The sequence below is a fragment of the Rhizobium sp. L51/94 genome (genome assembly GCF_019355555.1).
Taxonomy (GTDB): domain Bacteria; phylum Pseudomonadota; class Alphaproteobacteria; order Rhizobiales; family Rhizobiaceae; genus Rhizobium; species Rhizobium rhododendri.
In genome coordinates, this window is sequence record NZ_CP072141.1 from 1,048,768 (window position 1) to 1,063,456 (window position 14,689).

Genomic DNA, 14,689 nt, shown 5'->3' on the forward strand with positions numbered 1-14,689 from the left:
GACGCCGTCTGCGAAATCGCAAACGGCGTCGAGGGCATTTAAAATTTATTTTATGAACCTCAGGCCGCTTTGCCGGTTCCGGAGAATTGCCCGTGAGGGCGAAAGCGCACCAGATAGGAGGGGAGCACCGAGGTCGGCATGGTCGGGCGGATGCCCATTGCAGCCAATGTCCGGCCTTCAGCCTCTGCCTCCGGCGACACGATATTGTCGACCTTCAGCAGCGTCACCTGGTCTGGTGTAATCGGTGGCGTGATCAACGGTATCATCGAGGCGACGCTGCCGATCATCGAGGCGACGCCGAACGGGATCGACACCAGCGGCCGCTTGCGGTTGACGACCTTGAGGATAGTCTCGAGACATTCGCGGAAGCTCAGCACTTCGGGGCCGCCCAGCTCGTAGATCGTACCCGGTGTCAGCTTGCCATCGACCGCGCGGCCTACGGCCTCGGCAACATCCTCGACATAGACCGGCTGAAACTTCGTCTTACCGCCGCCGATAAGGGGCAGGGCAGGCGCCAGGCGCGACATATCGGCAAACTTGTTGAAGAAGCCGTCCTCCGGTCCGAAGACGATAGACGGCCGAAGAATGATTGAATCCGGCACGATCGACAGCACTGCGGCATCCGCCTTGCCCTTGGTACGGCCATAAGAAGAGGCTGAACCGCCGTTGGCTCCGATCGCCGAGATATGGGTAAGCTTGGCACCGACTGCGCGGGTGGCCTCGGCAATCGCCCGGCCGCCGAATTCCTGCACGGCGTCGAACGTATTCCGACCGCTCTCCGACAGGATGCCTACGCAGTTGACGACGAACTGCGCGCCTTCGACGGCGCGGTCGACAGAGTCGCGATAGCGCAGGTTGGCCTGTACGGCAGAAATTTGTCCGACATTGCCGGCAGTCAGCAGGAAGCCTGCAAGATCTGGACGCCTGACGGCGACACGGATGCGATAACCGCGTTTCGCCAACACCCGCACGACATGCCGCCCGACGAAACCGGACCCTCCGAACACGGTGACAAGCGGCGGCAGGTTGGACAGTGTCATTGCAAATTCCTCGAAAGGCTATGGTGCTGATCGCAAAGGTCTTAGCCGAATCGCCACGCGAGGTGAAGGGCCTGCCGTGCCATCAGCGCTGCTGTTTTCTACCCGATGTCGACGGCAAGGCACTCGACAAGGCTTGGTCACGCACGGGTGAGGCGCGAGAGGCTTCAGGTCGCCGTGAGCGCCAGCCATTCAGCGCCCGTATGCGGCCGCCACCGACACCGATCTTTGCCTAACCCGGCGATCCGACCGTGCTTATTCCAAAAGGCGGCAACTCTACGTTTCCGGTACCCGTTTCGACCGTCTGGACATAGGGCGTGAGATTTGCGATCCACAACAGCCTTTTGCCATCTGGAGCACTGACTTCAAGCCCCATGAGCTTGTCCGGTGCGCTTGAAATGCATTGGATCCAGCGACCGCCGAAGAGCGCCGCCAGGCCATGGACGACCCTGTGCAGCGGTCGCATGCCGCCTTCGGCAACAGGTTCGCCCCGGCCGGCGATCAGCCCGAATGGACCTGTCAGCGCCGAAAGGGTCAGGCACTCGAGCCCGGCTTCCACCACACGCGCCGCATAGCCAAGCGCGAAAGCCGCAGCAAAATCGGCATTGTGGCGCGGGTCGCTGTTGGCCATCGCCATCCGCGCGCCAGATGGATTATCCATCGTCCGGCTCCCATAGGGGTTCTGGCGCATGGGAATCGTAGAAGGGCCGATACGGTATGGTTTATTCCCATAGATCGCCCGGACCGACCGGGTGATGAAGGGCAGCGCTTCGAGCGTCTGCATGACGCTGAGATCGTCTGCGGCATGAACGATTGGATTGGTGCAATGCGTGATAAAGTCGAGTTGTTCGGCCGGTACCCGCTTGCGGTTGAGCTCTGTGAAATAGCTGAGCATGCCTCCGCCAAGACGGACTCCGGGAAACGCGGCGCGGGCAGCGCTGTAAACCGTCTCCAGCGGCGGGCAATCCGGCCACGGGCTTCCCGGAGGCGTCGACTGCCGGTCGATGGAGGGCGAGACGACGACGGCGTCTGGCGAAAAGCCGGCATCGCGCATCCATCCCGCAATCTCTGACAGCTCGTCTGACACGGCCGCACGGCAAGGAACCGCGATCTCCAGCGTAGTCCGGCCGTGGTGCAGGTTGATAATGTCGGCAAAGTCTGCAAACGCGCTTCTGCCGTGACCTGCCAGCGGATCGAAGTGGAACAGCAACTCCTGCGCGCCGACAGCATTGAGTTGCATGCCCGCCCCGAGCGTCGCAGCCGCTTCCTCGGGCGTCACGACCAGTCCGACGGCAGGCATTTTCCCGGACGCAGGGCCGGAAATCAGCCGGATGACTGCATCTGGTGATACGCTTTTTAACGGAGCCGTTTTTCTGAGATCCGTGATGGTCAGCACGACGCGCTGATGCACCGTCTCGCCGGCTGCGATCCGGTAGGGCCATGGCAGCGCAAGCGGCCGCACATAGGTCTTGTACGAGGCGTCCGACCAGTTGCGCTGGTCTTCCATCTCGAATGTGTCGCCTTCCATCCGGCATTCGGCGGTCACATCTGGCATCACCTCATGGCTGATGGCGCGCATTTCCAGGAAGGGTTGCCAGGGCTCGATGAGGTCGGGAAAGGTCGACGTCTCCATGCTGCCGTCGACATGGGTGACAGTCACCGGTCGACCGGCAAGGCCGACAATGGGATGGAGAATGCAGAAGCCGCAGCGGCAGGTCTCGAAGCCGCTCTTCGAGACAGCCTCGGCATCAAATCGTAGCTGTCCGCCGGCATCGGCTGAGATGGTCACGGGAATGCGGAGGTCGGCATCATCAGGACCATCGCATGTGGCTAAGTAGCTGACCGCAAAACCGTCCGTTTGCTGATCGATGACGAGGTTCTCGATACGGGGACCGTAGGTCCCCCAGTCGCGGTCGCGCACCAGGAAGGCGACGCCCCTGAGCACTTCTACGCCGTCGTAGCGGACTGTGCGAAGATTGCCGCCGGCCAGATCCACCGTCAGACGCCCGGCCAATAGGCGAACGGGCGGGGCATCACTCCGGTCAGTGCCGTAGAGGGCAAAGGCATCATCCTGCCTCCTGTCGCCGGTCATTTCAGCATCGCTCCGACATCGACGGTCCTGCCGGTGGCGGCGCTCTCATAGGCAGCTTCGACGAGCGCGAAAGTCTTCAGATTGTCGGCTCCCGAGGTCGAGGTCTCGCCGCCTGTCGCCAGTTGCTCGACCCAGTGCTGTTGGATGGCCAGCACGCTTTCCTGGATATTGTGCCAGGGCCGCGATGCCCAGGAGAGCAGGTTCGGCGAGACATCGCTGACCTCTGTGCCATCGGCGCCGGTGACTTCGAGCCGGTAGCCCTGCAAAAGCCTGAGAGAACCCGCGCTGCCGTCTATCTCGACCAGCGTTTCCGGGAACGGCTCGACTGACTGCTTCGTCGCATAGCTGACGTCGACGATCGAGGTAACGCCGCTTTCGTGGTCGAGCAGCATGGTGGCGACATCCTCCCCCCTGATCGCGGGATTGACGCGCTGCGTGCGCGCCGTCATCGCCTTGACGTCTCCCAGCAGGAAGCGGGCAATATCGAGCGTGTGGATGCCGAGATCCTCGATAATGAAACGCTCGCCTTCTGCCAGGTAGGGCTGCCCGGAAAAGACGTCATAGCCGGATCGAAACGAAAGTCGTCCCCAGAACGGCATGCCGATCACGCCCGAATCGAGCACCTTGCGCACCGCTTGGATAGGTGTCTGCCAGCGAAAGTTCTCGTGCACCATTAGCGGGACGCCGGCCCGTCCGCAGGCTGCGACCATAGCCTTGGCATCGTCGAGTGTTTTAGAAAACGGCTTCTGGCAGATCGCCGGCACCTTATGGCTTGCCGCCATCTCCACCAGCGCCCGGTGGCTGGACACGGTAGTGGCGATATCGACGAAATCGAAACCACCATCGGCAAACAGTGCCGCCGCATCACTATAGCGCCGCGAAATGCCAAACTGGTCACCGACAACTCGGAGCCGCTCCGGATCCCGGTCGCAGATGGCTACGATCCTAGCCCCCGCCACATCACCCCAGGCATGCATCTGGTTCACCGCAAAGAAGCCGCAACCGATCAGGGCACCGCGCAATTCCGTCATCTCTCAGCCCGCCTTTGCCATCTGCATCAGGGTCACCCGCTGCTGCAATTTCCGCTGTGCCTGGTCGACGACCACGGCGATGATAATCACCAGGCCCTTGATGACCATCTGCCAGAAGGACGAAACGCCCATCATCACCAGGCCGTCTGAAAGGATACCGATGACAAAGGCACCGACAATGGTGCCGCCAATCGTGCCCCGTCCGCCCGACATCGACGTCCCGCCCAGAACCGCCGCCGCAATCGCATTCAACTCGAAGCTCTCGCCGGTCGCCGGATGCGCCGCCATTAGCTCTGACGATATGACGATGCCGACGATAGCGGCGCAGAGGCCGGAAAACATGTAAACGAAGATCTTGACGAGATCGACCCGCACACCGGACATCCGGGCGGCGCGCTCGTTGCCGCCGACTGCAAAGATGTGGCGGCCGATGGGTGTCGAGCGGGCGACGTAGGCGGCAGCCAGTGCCAGAAAGATCAGGATCCAGATGGAGACGGGCAAGTCGAGAATGCGGCCGGCACCGAAAAAGTCGAAGCCGGTTGTCGCGTATTCAGGCCGGCCCGAGAGGTTTGGAAACGTCTGTCCATCCGACGACAGCAGCGCCAGGCCGCGGGCGACATAGAGAGTGCCGAGCGTGGCGATGAATGGCGCGACGTTCAGCTTGGTGATCAGCAATCCGTTGATCAGGCCGATTGCAATGCCGACGGCAAGCGTGATCAGCACGATCTCGAACAGGTTGAAATAGACGGTGTAGCCCATCGGCAGGTCGACGCCGTTGAGGATCAGCGCGCCCGCTACCATCCCGCAGAGCCCGACGATCGAGCCGACCGACAGGTCGATGCCACCGGTGATGATGACGAACGTCATCCCCATCGCCAGGAAGGCGTTGAGGGCCACATGCTTCGACATCAGGATCATGTTGGCGGTGGAGGTGAAATTCGGGGCCGCGAAGGCAAAGAAGATCAACACGGCAAACAGCGCGATGAAGGTGCGCAGTTTCATGATTGTCAGCAGAGCCGAGCCGCTCGAGCGCTTGACAGCCGGTGTAGAAGAGGAGGTGTCCGCTGTCATGATGCGAGTTCCCTTGTATGTCCGTGTCCCTTGGCCGAAGCGGCGATGATGGCCTCTTCCGTTGCGTCGTTACGATTGAAGATTGCCACCAGCTTGCCGTTGCTGAGCACTGCGATGCGGTCGGAAAGCGCCATGACCTCTTCGAGGTCGGAGGTCGAAAACAGGATGGCCAGCCCTTCGCCAGCCAGCCGCCGCATGGTGCGGAAGACGTCCGCCTTGGCGCCGACATCGATGCCGCGGCTGGGCTCGTCCATCAGCAGCACTTTCGGGTTCGTCATCAGCGCCTTGCCGATCACCACCTTCTGCTGGTTCCCGCCTGACATCGAGGTCACCTCGAAATCCGGATTGGGTGCCTTTATCGAAAGCTCCCGGATGCTTTCGCGGATCGCCTGCTTCTCTGCACTGGCATTGATATGGAAGAATTTTGAGAAACGCCCGAGGCTTGCCAGTGTCAGGTTGCTGGCTATCGACAGTATCTGGACCAGGCCCTCGCGCTGCCGGTCCTCCGGGATCAGCGCCAGTCCGCGCCGGATACGTCGCGTGGTGTCGCGCTCGCGCACTTCGTTGCCATCAATATGGATCCTGCCGGTCGATTGCGGGTGGCGCCCCATGATGCATTCGAAGAACTCGCTGCGGCCGGCCCCCATCAGCCCGTAGATGCCAAGAATTTCGCCGGCCTGGACGCTGAGCGAAACATTGTCGACGGCAAGTCCGCCGGTGGCGCGTGGCATGGTGATGCCATCGGCGCGAAACATCTCCTTGCCCATCGCGTGGCCATCGGCTTTGGCAAAGTCCTTTGCGTCCGAACCGATCATCGACCGGACGATCCATTTGGTGTCGATGTCCTTCACCATCGCCTGGCCGGTAATCTGGCCGTCGCGCAGCACGGTGATGTAATCGCCGATGCGCATCAGTTCTTCCAGCCGATGAGAGATATAGACGATGGCCACGCCCTCTGCCTTCAGTTCGGCGATGACCTTGAACAGGATATCGACTTCAGCCGCAGACAGCGCCGAGGTTGGCTCATCCATGATCAGGATGCGGGCATTGAGCGAGATCGCCTTGGCGATTTCCACCAGTTGCTGCTGGCCGATCGGCAGGTCCTCGACCATCGTTTCCGCATCGATCCCGGCATCCAGCTTCTTGAGGTACTGGTTGGCCTTGGCGACCTGCGCCTTGTGGTCGATGCCGAAGATGCCGCGGGTGATCTCGCGCGTGGCAAAGATGTTCTCGGCGACCGTGAGGTTGGCAAAAAGATTGAGTTCCTGGAAGATCATCCCGATGCCGTTCGCCTGGGCATCGGCCGGACTGTCGAAATGGATCGCCTTGCCGTCCAGGATGATGCGGCCGATGGTCGGCTTCTCGACGCCGGCGATGATCTTCATCAGCGTCGATTTGCCGGCGCCGTTCTCTCCAACCAGCACATTAACCGCGCCGCGCCTGAGTTCCAGATTGGCGCGCTTGACGGCAACGATGCCGGAATAGACCTTCGTCACATCGTCAAGCCGCAGGATGATATCGTCCGGGGTGAGCGCTTCCATGCTATTGGCCGATAGCAAGTGTTGCGGGTGTCACCAGCGGTAGCTGGCCAGATGTCGGCAGCGGGAAGGCGCCGGTGACCTTCACGGTCTTGCCGGGTAGAGCATCGCGCGGCAGCGCCGAGAGAACGGTAGCATTGACCTTTTCATTGAACGACTTGCCGAACTGCGCCCATTCGATCTGGTTCTTGAACTCGTTGAAATTAACGATGTCGAGACTGTCGCGCAGCGCGGTGCCGCGGATGGCCGGGCCGATCTGCACCTTGATATCCGCCTTGCCGTCGCCATCGATGTCGACATCGATCGTGGCTGCCCGAGATGTGGTTTCGGCCGCGCTGATCTTGCCTTCGAACTTGACCACGTAGGTCCAGGGCGCATTGCCTTCCTTCTCGCGGTGACCGAACTTGGCACCGGCGTCGTCCGGGTTGGCGGCAATAAGTGTCATCACCTGCCTGAAGTCGCCGGCTCGCTTTTCGATGGAGGGCAGGGCCTTGCTCTGCCAGATCGCCTCGACCCTGTCGCCAGGATTGAAGTCGGTCTTCGCAGCTTCGGCAGCTTTTTCAGCGGCTGTCTGCGTCTTGACGATCTTGCAGCCCGGCAAGGCTGCCGCAGCCAGCATCGCCATCAGCAACGCGCCCTTGATCCTCACCATTGGCATGCACTCCGCCCGTATCAAATACCGTCTATCGAGGTGACGGAGAGCGGATCTTGTCGCTCTCCGTCGATGTCAGTCCTGTGAGATCAGTTTTTCAGGGCGAAGGTTTCGAGCTTGTCGGCGTTCGCGGCGTTGATCAGCACGCAATCCATCAGCTGCTTTTCTTCCTTCGGCGCGGTCTTGTCCTTGATGTAGGCCGCTGCCTGGTCGACCGCCATCTGAGCCTGCGCATAGGCTGGCTGCATGACCGTAGCCTTGATGCCGCCCGCCTTGATCGAATCGCGGACGTCATTGGAGCCGTCGAAGCCGACGACGATGACATCCTTGCGGCCGGCAGCCTGCAGCGCTGCAATCGCGCCCATGGCCATGGTGTCGTTGCCGGCGATGACGCCCTGGATCTTCGGATTGGCCTGCAGGATGGTTTCCATCTTGGAATAACCTTCCGTCTGGCTCCAGTTGGCCGACTGCTGGGCGACCATCTTCATGTCAGGATAGTCATCGATGACGTCGTGATAGCCCTTGGAGCGGATGCCGGCGTTGAGATCGGCTTCCCGTCCGAGCAATTCGACATAGCTGCCCTTTTCGCCCATCAGCTTGACGAACTCCTCAGCGCCGAGTTGTGCGCCCTGGTAGTTGTTCGAGACAATCTGCGAGACGGCGATGCCGGTGGCATTGATCTCGCGGTCGATGAGAAAGGAGGGGATACCGGCGTCCTTGGCCTTCTTGACGGCAGCGATCGAGGCTTCGGAGCCGGCATTGTCGAGGATGATCGCCTTGGCGCCGCGGCCGATGGCTGTATCGATCAGCTGCGACTGCTTGTTGGCGTCGTCGTCGTGGCTGAGCACCAGTGTGTCGAAGCCGAGCTCCTTGGCGCGGGCTTCGGCGCCGACCGACTCTGCCTTGAAGAACGGATTGTCGAAGGCCGGCGTGATGATGGCGATGAGGTCTGCCGAAAACGCGGGTAAGGCTGTGCCGAGTGCCAGAGCGCCGGCAAAGGCCGCGATGGTGAGCTTGCGTGTCAGTTTCATGATTATCCTCCCAGATGTGAAAATCAGCCCCGTTTCCCGGACAGGGCTGTCGAAGAAGGGAGAGCGGGTGCTCTCCCTGGTATCAGGTGATGCGCTGAATGCTGTCAGCGATCTCCTTGGGTTCGAAAACCTTCTTCCAGTCGTCGCGCATCAGCGCCGGAATGCCGAACTCGATGGCCTTGTTGCAGGCATCGGAGAACACGCCATGCACTTCGCCGAAGATCACGGCGCCGAGCACGTTGAGGTGGCCGAGCAGGAAGTCGCGGGCCGCTTCTTCCGGAACGCCGCGTTTGACGCACTCGTCCATCGCCTGCTTCATGACGACGAGCAGCGAAGCTGCCACCGTTTCCGACAGGCCCGGCTCCAGCATTGCCATCTGGTCGACGGTGACGCGGTGCGAGCGCATGACGGGCGCCCAGATCGTCTTGGCGATTTCCTCGCCGAGGCCATAGGCTTCGTCCGGGCCCTGCATCAGCGCCGACACGATGTGCTGCTTGGCGAACAGGCCGCCGAAGTGATCCTTCTTCGCCTGCATCTCCGTCTCGTCGTTGAAGATCGGCGGATGGCAGGGGTGGGTGACGAAATAGGTGAGATCCGGCCGCTCGGGGAAGTGACCGGCGAAAGGCGCTGCAGCGTCGAGCGCAACCACCATCGTACCAGGCTTCAGCTTGTCTGCGATGCCGGCGGCAACCTTGCCAATATGCGTGTCCGGAACCGCCAGGATGACAACATCGGCGCCATCGAGGGCCGCGTCGACATCAAGGCAGGTGAGGCCGAGATCATCCTTCAGCCGCGCCTTGCCGGCGTCGCTGATCTCGACATGACGCACGTCGAACCGCGAACCTTTGAGATTTTTGGCCAGCCGATAACCCATTTTGCCGCCGGCGCCGAAGAGTGCAATCGAAGTCATGTTTTTCACCCAATCTGTTTGGTGAGGCGACTATATCTAACTGGTATAATGAGTCAATGAGTATATCAGTAAGTGGGTGATCTGGCGGCAAATCAGGCCGCGAGCCCATCGCGGATTTGGGCGAAGTAACCGTCAGAACCAACCTGGCCGCCCTTGAGCGCGATCTGCAGGCCGTTTGTCGCGGTGTCGTTTCCATGCGCCACACATAGCGGAGACCCCGGGGTCTGCGGCAGAGGAAGCAGCGTCGTCAGCGCGTCCACATGTAGCTCCTTCAGCGCGTGGCTCGACGTGTCGCCTCCGGCGATCACGGCCCGACCGAGTTTTTCCTCGGCGACCAGCTGATGCAGGATGCCGCCCAGGATGCGTCCGAGCCGATGGCGGCTTCCGGCAATCCGGTCGATATCGCCGCCACGATCGGCCGATGGTCCGAGGGCGGTGTTGAGAATGACACTGTGGCCGCTCTTCAGGCTGGCGAGACCGCTCTGTACCGCGCGCTCGATGGCAGAACTGCCACCTTCGCCGAGCAATTCCAGTGGGTCCAGGTCGATCCCATCAAAGCCGTTGGCCGTTGCATGGCGGATTTGCCGCTCCGTCGTCGGAGAAACGCTACCGGAGACGACTGCGAGCCGGTCAGCTTTGCCGGGAAGCGGAAAGACGCTCGTCCCTGTCGTCAGACCCGTCTTTTTCCAGGCGGCGAGCAACGCGTATTCGATGCCCGAGGAACCGGCGACGAACCAGCCTCCGTCCCTTTTGATCCGCCAAAGCTGGTTCCCGGCCTGCGCCTGGCTCTCGGCGCTGTCGACGTCGAACAGCAGCATGCCGCTGCAATCGCTGGCGAGCGTATCGATCCGGCGGTCGGCATCGACCGACGATAGCACTGCAAGATCGGCTAGCGCTGTTGAAAGCTTCGTTTGAGCCTTGAGATGAATCCGGAGATCAGCCTCCCGCATCGGCGTCACCGGATGCCGGCTCATGACAGGATGGCGGTCTATGCGGAACACCTCGCCTTGGTAGGCGGCAAACAGGTTGCCGAACGCGGTAAACCGCTTCAACTGCGGTGCGCCGACGACAAGGGGAACGAAGGGCTGATCGAAGACTGATTTGCCGATTTCGACCGCCCTGCCAATGTTGCCGACTTCGGGGCTGGAATCGAAGGTCGAGCAGACCTTGTAATGGCAGATGGCGGCATCGAGGCTTTTTAGCCACCTGAATGCAGGCGTCAGATGAGCCTCCATCCAATCCGGCGTCTCGCTGCGGCTGGTGCCGGCTAGGCCGATGGCACGGCAATAACTGAATCGGGAAAGCAGCGCCTCATCGGGCTGGTCCATGAACAGCACCGTATCGACGCCGTTGGAAGCCAGCGCTTCCATGACGTCGGTCGAACCTGTCAGGTCGTCGCCATAGTAGGAGAGCAGCAGATCGCTTCGAGCAGGCACGGTCATTCCCCTTCGCCCCCGAATTTCTTCAGCGAGGCGGCAAGTTCCGGATGGCCCGTGGCATAGGTCGCAAGCGGGATATCGCGGACTGCTGCCTGCCATGCCTGCTGAACGGCCCGCACGCCGGCCGCCGGGCCGCCGGGGTGGCTGACGATTCCGCCGCCGCAAAGATACATGAGGTCAGTGGTGCGCCCAGTGCGCTGATAGGTTTCAGGCGCCTGGCCACCCCACTGGCCGGAGCCGGCGACGGGAAGCGCGCAATCGACCTCTGAAAACATCGGCGTGGTCACGGCCGCAAAGGATTCGACGAAGCTCTCGTCCGGCTCCCAGTATTTGACCTTGATGCCGTTGATCTGGAACTGGTCGACGCCGAGCAGCCGCCAGAATTTCTGCCACACCTTGAAATCCAGGCCGATGCCCGGGTGGCGGGTCAGCACGTCCCAGCCGTTGCGATGGGCGTGTAGCACGAGGCCGGAGCGCTTGCGCAGGAACAGCATGCCGCCCATGCCGATCGAATTGATGTTGATGACGGCGCAATTGCCCCCGGCTTCAAGAACCATGTCGTGATTGCGCATCATCTCGTCAGGGTCGGTGTGCGAGATGCCAAAGGCGTACATCACTTTCTTGCCGGTCTTCTGCTCGTGATCGAGGATTAGCGGCATGATGGCCGCGACCCGCTCCTTCAGCGGCGAGTAGGCCGGGCTCATCAGCTTCTCGTCGTCCTTGATGAAGTCGACGCCGGATTCGATCAGCTCGCCGACCAGGGCTGCGGTCTCCATCGGACGAAGGCCCAGCGCCGGCTTGACGATGGTGCCGATGATCGGCCTGTCGTAAACGCCGGTGAGCCGGCGGCTGCCGGCCACGCCGAACTGCGGGCCGGGATAGGCATCCCGATAGGGCTCCGGCAGATCGACATCGACGACCCGCAGGCCGGTCATCCCGCGTATCGAAAAGATGCCGCCGATGGCAATGGTCATCAGCGCCGAGAGGTCGGTGCCAACAGCGTCCAGCGGAAATGCGATGTCGACATCGGCGCGGCGGATCGGGCCATGTCCGGCAGCCGCTTCCGGCCAGCTAGGAAACGCGGCATCCTCGAGCGGCCGGATGGCCAGCACCCTGGCGGCAACGCGCGCCTTCAGCTCGTCGGTTTCGCCGGGAACAGCAACAAACGTGCCTGTCGATTGGTCGCTGGCGATTTTTTCCGCCATGGCTTCGATGCTGCCCGGCGTTTCGATGCGGTAGGTGACTTTTATCTGCATGAAATCTCGGTTGCTCCTCTCGCCAATCCCGGAAAAGACTGACGTCAACTACTCAACTGGTATAATGAGTATTCCATTGAGGCAATAGAAACTTTTGTGAGCGGTCGGGATGAACGGCTATGCATTCCGCGATTGACGTTTTCCCAAACGATGGGAAATGTGCATAAGGGAGGGTCTTGATGAGCCGGAAAGAATCCATGGACCAACCGAACGAACCCATCGTCCGCCGCAAGCTGTCCGACGAGGTCTTTGCCCGTCTGGAAAGGATGATCACCAGTGGTGAACTGGCACCCGGCGACGAAATGCCGTCGGAGCGCGATCTAATGGAGCGCTTTGGCGTCGGCCGGCCGGCTATCCGCGAGGCCATGCAGTCGCTGGCGAGCATGGGACTTGTGGTGATCTCGCACGGCGAACGGGCCCGCGTGCTGCAATTGACGGCAAAGACGATCTTCAAGCAGGTGGACCTGACCGCCAAGATCATGCTGTCGCAATCATCCGCGACGCTCGAATATCTGAAAAGCGCCCGCATCTTCTTCGAGCGCGGAATGGCTCGCCAGGCCGCGACCGAGGCGACGCCGGAGGATATTGCCGATCTTCAGGCCATTATCGATCGCCAGCGCGCCAGCCTCGGCAATGCCGATGCCTTCATCGCGGCCGATATGGAGTTTCATACGCGGATCGCCCGCATCTCGGCCAATCCGATCTTCGTGGCTGTGAGCGAGGCCATGCTCGCCTGGCTGAAGGAATATCACACCGACATGCTGATCTGGACCGGCAAGGAGAAATTCACCCTCGTCGAGCACGAGGAAATCCTCCAATGTCTTGCCGCCAACGATGCCGACGCGGCCGAAACCTCGGTGCTGAAGCATCTGGAGCGGTCGCGTGGCCTCTATCTGAACAACGGCCAGCGCGATGCGCCGGACCATCGGTAACCGCAAAGTCTCGATGTTCTTTGCCGCGCAATCAATTCGTCAGATTCCGAGGCTACGCCTTTTCGCCCAAACCTTGGCTGGCTAAACGCCTTCGACCACGACCATCTCTGCGGTGGCAATTTCCTGGCGGATCTTGGCTGCGACCTGATACTCCGGTGAGTTGTAGCAATCGACCGCGTGCTGCAGTGATGGAAATTCGATGACCACGTTGCGACCGCGTGCCGTCCCCTCCAGTTCGACGAATTTTCCGCCGCGCGCTATGAAATTCGCCTCGTAGCGCTCAAACGCCGGCTTTGCGGCCGCAATGTATTCGCCGTAGCGCTCCGGTGTGTGGACGTCGACGCGTGCGATCCAGTATCCCTTGGCCATGGTTTTCCTCCTCGTTGAAATCTCAGTGGTTGGCGGGCCAGAGCGCCGTCAGCATCTCGTCGAGAATGGCGCGGGCCGCAGCCTTCGGATCGGGCGCCTTGACGATTGGCCGGCCGACGACGAGATGGCTGGAGCCGGCGCGTATCGCATCGGCGGGCGTCATCACCCGCTTCTGGTCGCCGGCGTCGCTGCCTATGGGGCGAATGCCAGGGGTTACCAGCGCCATGTCCGGTCCGATGATGGCGCGAACTGCAGTGGATTCCTCGGCCGAGCAGACAATACCGCCCATGCCGGCATCACGGGCCTGTTCGGCGCGCCGCATCACCAGCGCATGCGGATTGGACGAATAGCCGGCCTCCAGCATGTCGTCGCCATCCATCGAGGTCAGGACGGTGACGCCGAGCAGGCAGAGGCCCGAGCCTTCCGCAGCCTTGACAGCAGCCCGCATTGCCTTCGGGTAGGCGTGCAGCGTCAACATCGACATGCCCATTTTGGCGATGTTCTCGACGCCGGATGCAACGGTGTTGTCGATGTCGAGCAGCTTCATGTCGAGAAAGATCTTCTTGCCGCTCTGTTCGAGCTCGCGCGCAAACTCAAGGCCGCCGGCAAACACCAGCTGGTAGCCGATCTTGTAGAACAGGATGTCGTCGCCGAGCGTCGAGACCAGCGCCTCGGCCTCTTTCAGGTTCGGTACATCCAGGCCGACGATCAGCCGGTCGCGCGCTGTTTCTGTCGTCATCGTCCAACCCATCCCTGCCAGTCTTCCATTGGCGTCCAGTCGCATGCGACAGACCCGTTCGCAAGATCGAAGGCGAAAAGATTACCTCCACCTGCCGGCTGGTCGCCGTCACGGCCGATTGCCCGGCCCATCAGATGGCACTTCAGCAGGGTTCCCACCCCGCCATGGCCGACGAACGCAATCGGCGTGCTGGGATCGTGAGCGTCAAGCACCGCATCAACTGCCCCGACAATCCTTGCCTGCGCATCGGTAGCCCGTTCCCAGCCGCGAAAACTCTCATCCGGATGGGCGAAGAACCAGTCGGCCGCTTCCTCGAAAGCCATTGGTGGCAGGAACCCGGTGGCAGACCGGTCGTTTTCGTGCATGCCGCCAACGATCTCGACCGTAAGACCGGCCGCGGTTGCCAGCAGGTTTGCGGTTTCGATGGCCTTGGTTTCATCGCTGGACACAATGCGCCCGAGCGTTGCTGCCCACGGTTGGGCGGCCGCTTGCCCGGTGCGCGCACGACCGAGATCCGAAAGTCCCCATTGCGGCACCGGAACATCGGGGTCGATCTGCACCTGCGGATGCGTAATGTAGAGACCAAACATCT

The 14,689-nt window shown here is 61.5% G+C and carries 15 protein-coding genes; 2 read left to right on the forward strand and 13 right to left on the reverse strand.

Annotation, left to right across the window (positions count from 1 at the left end):
• Positions 1–59 precede the first annotated feature (59 nt).
• Positions 60–1,040: a complex I NDUFA9 subunit family protein gene (locus J5274_RS05035; RefSeq protein ID WP_219274780.1), complete on the reverse strand. Its 981-nt coding sequence runs from the start codon at positions 1,038–1,040 to the stop codon at positions 60–62.
• Between the two features lie 20 nt (positions 1,041–1,060).
• Between J5274_RS05035 and J5274_RS05040 the strand changes: the two genes are divergently transcribed.
• Entirely contained in the window at positions 1,061–1,273 is a 213-nt protein-coding gene (locus J5274_RS05040; protein WP_142823722.1) for a hypothetical protein, read from the forward strand.
• Here J5274_RS05040 and J5274_RS05045 read toward each other — a convergent pair.
• The 9 genes from J5274_RS05045 to oiaX all read right to left on the reverse strand — a co-directional run bounded on the left by J5274_RS05045 (position 1,270) and on the right by oiaX (position 12,057).
• Positions 1,270–3,129, reverse strand: coding sequence for a hypothetical protein (locus tag J5274_RS05045; RefSeq protein ID WP_219274781.1), 1,860 nt, complete (start codon positions 3,127–3,129; stop codon positions 1,270–1,272). The two genes, J5274_RS05040 and J5274_RS05045, sit on opposite strands and share 4 nt — an antisense overlap.
• A complete protein-coding gene (locus J5274_RS05050) occupies positions 3,126–4,160 on the reverse strand; it encodes a Gfo/Idh/MocA family protein (RefSeq protein WP_142823724.1) in 1,035 nt (344 codons plus the stop codon). Before J5274_RS05050 ends, J5274_RS05045 begins: the two co-directional genes overlap by 4 nt.
• A 3-nt stretch (positions 4,161–4,163) precedes the next feature.
• Positions 4,164–5,231 (reverse strand): ABC transporter permease, encoded by a 1,068-nt coding sequence (locus J5274_RS05055; RefSeq protein ID WP_142823725.1) that lies wholly within the window; start codon positions 5,229–5,231, stop codon positions 4,164–4,166.
• Positions 5,228–6,772 (reverse strand): sugar ABC transporter ATP-binding protein, encoded by a 1,545-nt coding sequence (locus J5274_RS05060; RefSeq protein WP_142823726.1) that lies wholly within the window; start codon positions 6,770–6,772, stop codon positions 5,228–5,230. The genes J5274_RS05055 and J5274_RS05060 overlap by 4 nt, the downstream gene beginning before the upstream one ends.
• Position 6,773: 1 nt before the next feature.
• Positions 6,774–7,421, reverse strand: coding sequence for a DUF2291 family protein (locus tag J5274_RS05065; RefSeq protein WP_142823727.1), 648 nt, complete (start codon positions 7,419–7,421; stop codon positions 6,774–6,776).
• 89 nt (positions 7,422–7,510) lie between these two features.
• Complete coding sequence (locus J5274_RS05070) at positions 7,511–8,452, reverse strand: D-ribose ABC transporter substrate-binding protein (RefSeq protein WP_142823728.1); 942 nt, start codon at positions 8,450–8,452, stop codon at positions 7,511–7,513.
• A gap of 82 nt (positions 8,453–8,534) precedes the next feature.
• Positions 8,535–9,362, reverse strand: coding sequence for a phosphogluconate dehydrogenase C-terminal domain-containing protein (locus tag J5274_RS05075; RefSeq protein WP_142823729.1), 828 nt, complete (start codon positions 9,360–9,362; stop codon positions 8,535–8,537).
• A gap of 92 nt (positions 9,363–9,454) precedes the next feature.
• A complete protein-coding gene (locus tag J5274_RS05080; protein ID WP_142823730.1) occupies positions 9,455–10,804 on the reverse strand; it encodes a four-carbon acid sugar kinase family protein in 1,350 nt (449 codons plus the stop codon).
• Positions 10,801–12,057: a 3-oxo-isoapionate-4-phosphate decarboxylase OiaX gene (oiaX, locus tag J5274_RS05085; RefSeq protein WP_142823731.1), complete on the reverse strand. Its 1,257-nt coding sequence runs from the start codon at positions 12,055–12,057 to the stop codon at positions 10,801–10,803. The genes J5274_RS05080 and oiaX overlap by 4 nt, the downstream gene beginning before the upstream one ends.
• A gap of 197 nt (positions 12,058–12,254) precedes the next feature.
• On the opposite strand from oiaX, the gene J5274_RS05090 reads away from it, so the two are divergent.
• A complete protein-coding gene (locus J5274_RS05090) occupies positions 12,255–12,989 on the forward strand; it encodes a transcriptional regulator NanR (protein ID WP_142824431.1) in 735 nt (244 codons plus the stop codon).
• Positions 12,990–13,070: 81 nt separating this feature from the next.
• On the opposite strand, the gene J5274_RS05095 is transcribed toward J5274_RS05090, so the two are convergent.
• From J5274_RS05095 to J5274_RS05105, 3 genes are read right to left on the reverse strand one after another with little or no spacing between them, the layout of a single operon-like run.
• Entirely contained in the window at positions 13,071–13,358 is a 288-nt protein-coding gene (locus J5274_RS05095; protein ID WP_142823732.1) for a DUF1330 domain-containing protein, read from the reverse strand.
• Positions 13,359–13,380: 22 nt separating this feature from the next.
• Positions 13,381–14,097: an orotidine-5'-phosphate decarboxylase gene (gene pyrF, locus J5274_RS05100; protein ID WP_219274782.1), complete on the reverse strand. Its 717-nt coding sequence runs from the start codon at positions 14,095–14,097 to the stop codon at positions 13,381–13,383.
• Positions 14,094–14,687 carry a histidine phosphatase family protein gene (locus tag J5274_RS05105; protein ID WP_142823734.1) on the reverse strand — a complete coding sequence of 198 codons (594 nt, stop codon included), beginning with the start codon at positions 14,685–14,687 and terminating at the stop codon, positions 14,094–14,096. The genes pyrF and J5274_RS05105 overlap by 4 nt, the downstream gene beginning before the upstream one ends.
• Between the last annotated feature and the right edge of the window lie 2 nt (positions 14,688–14,689).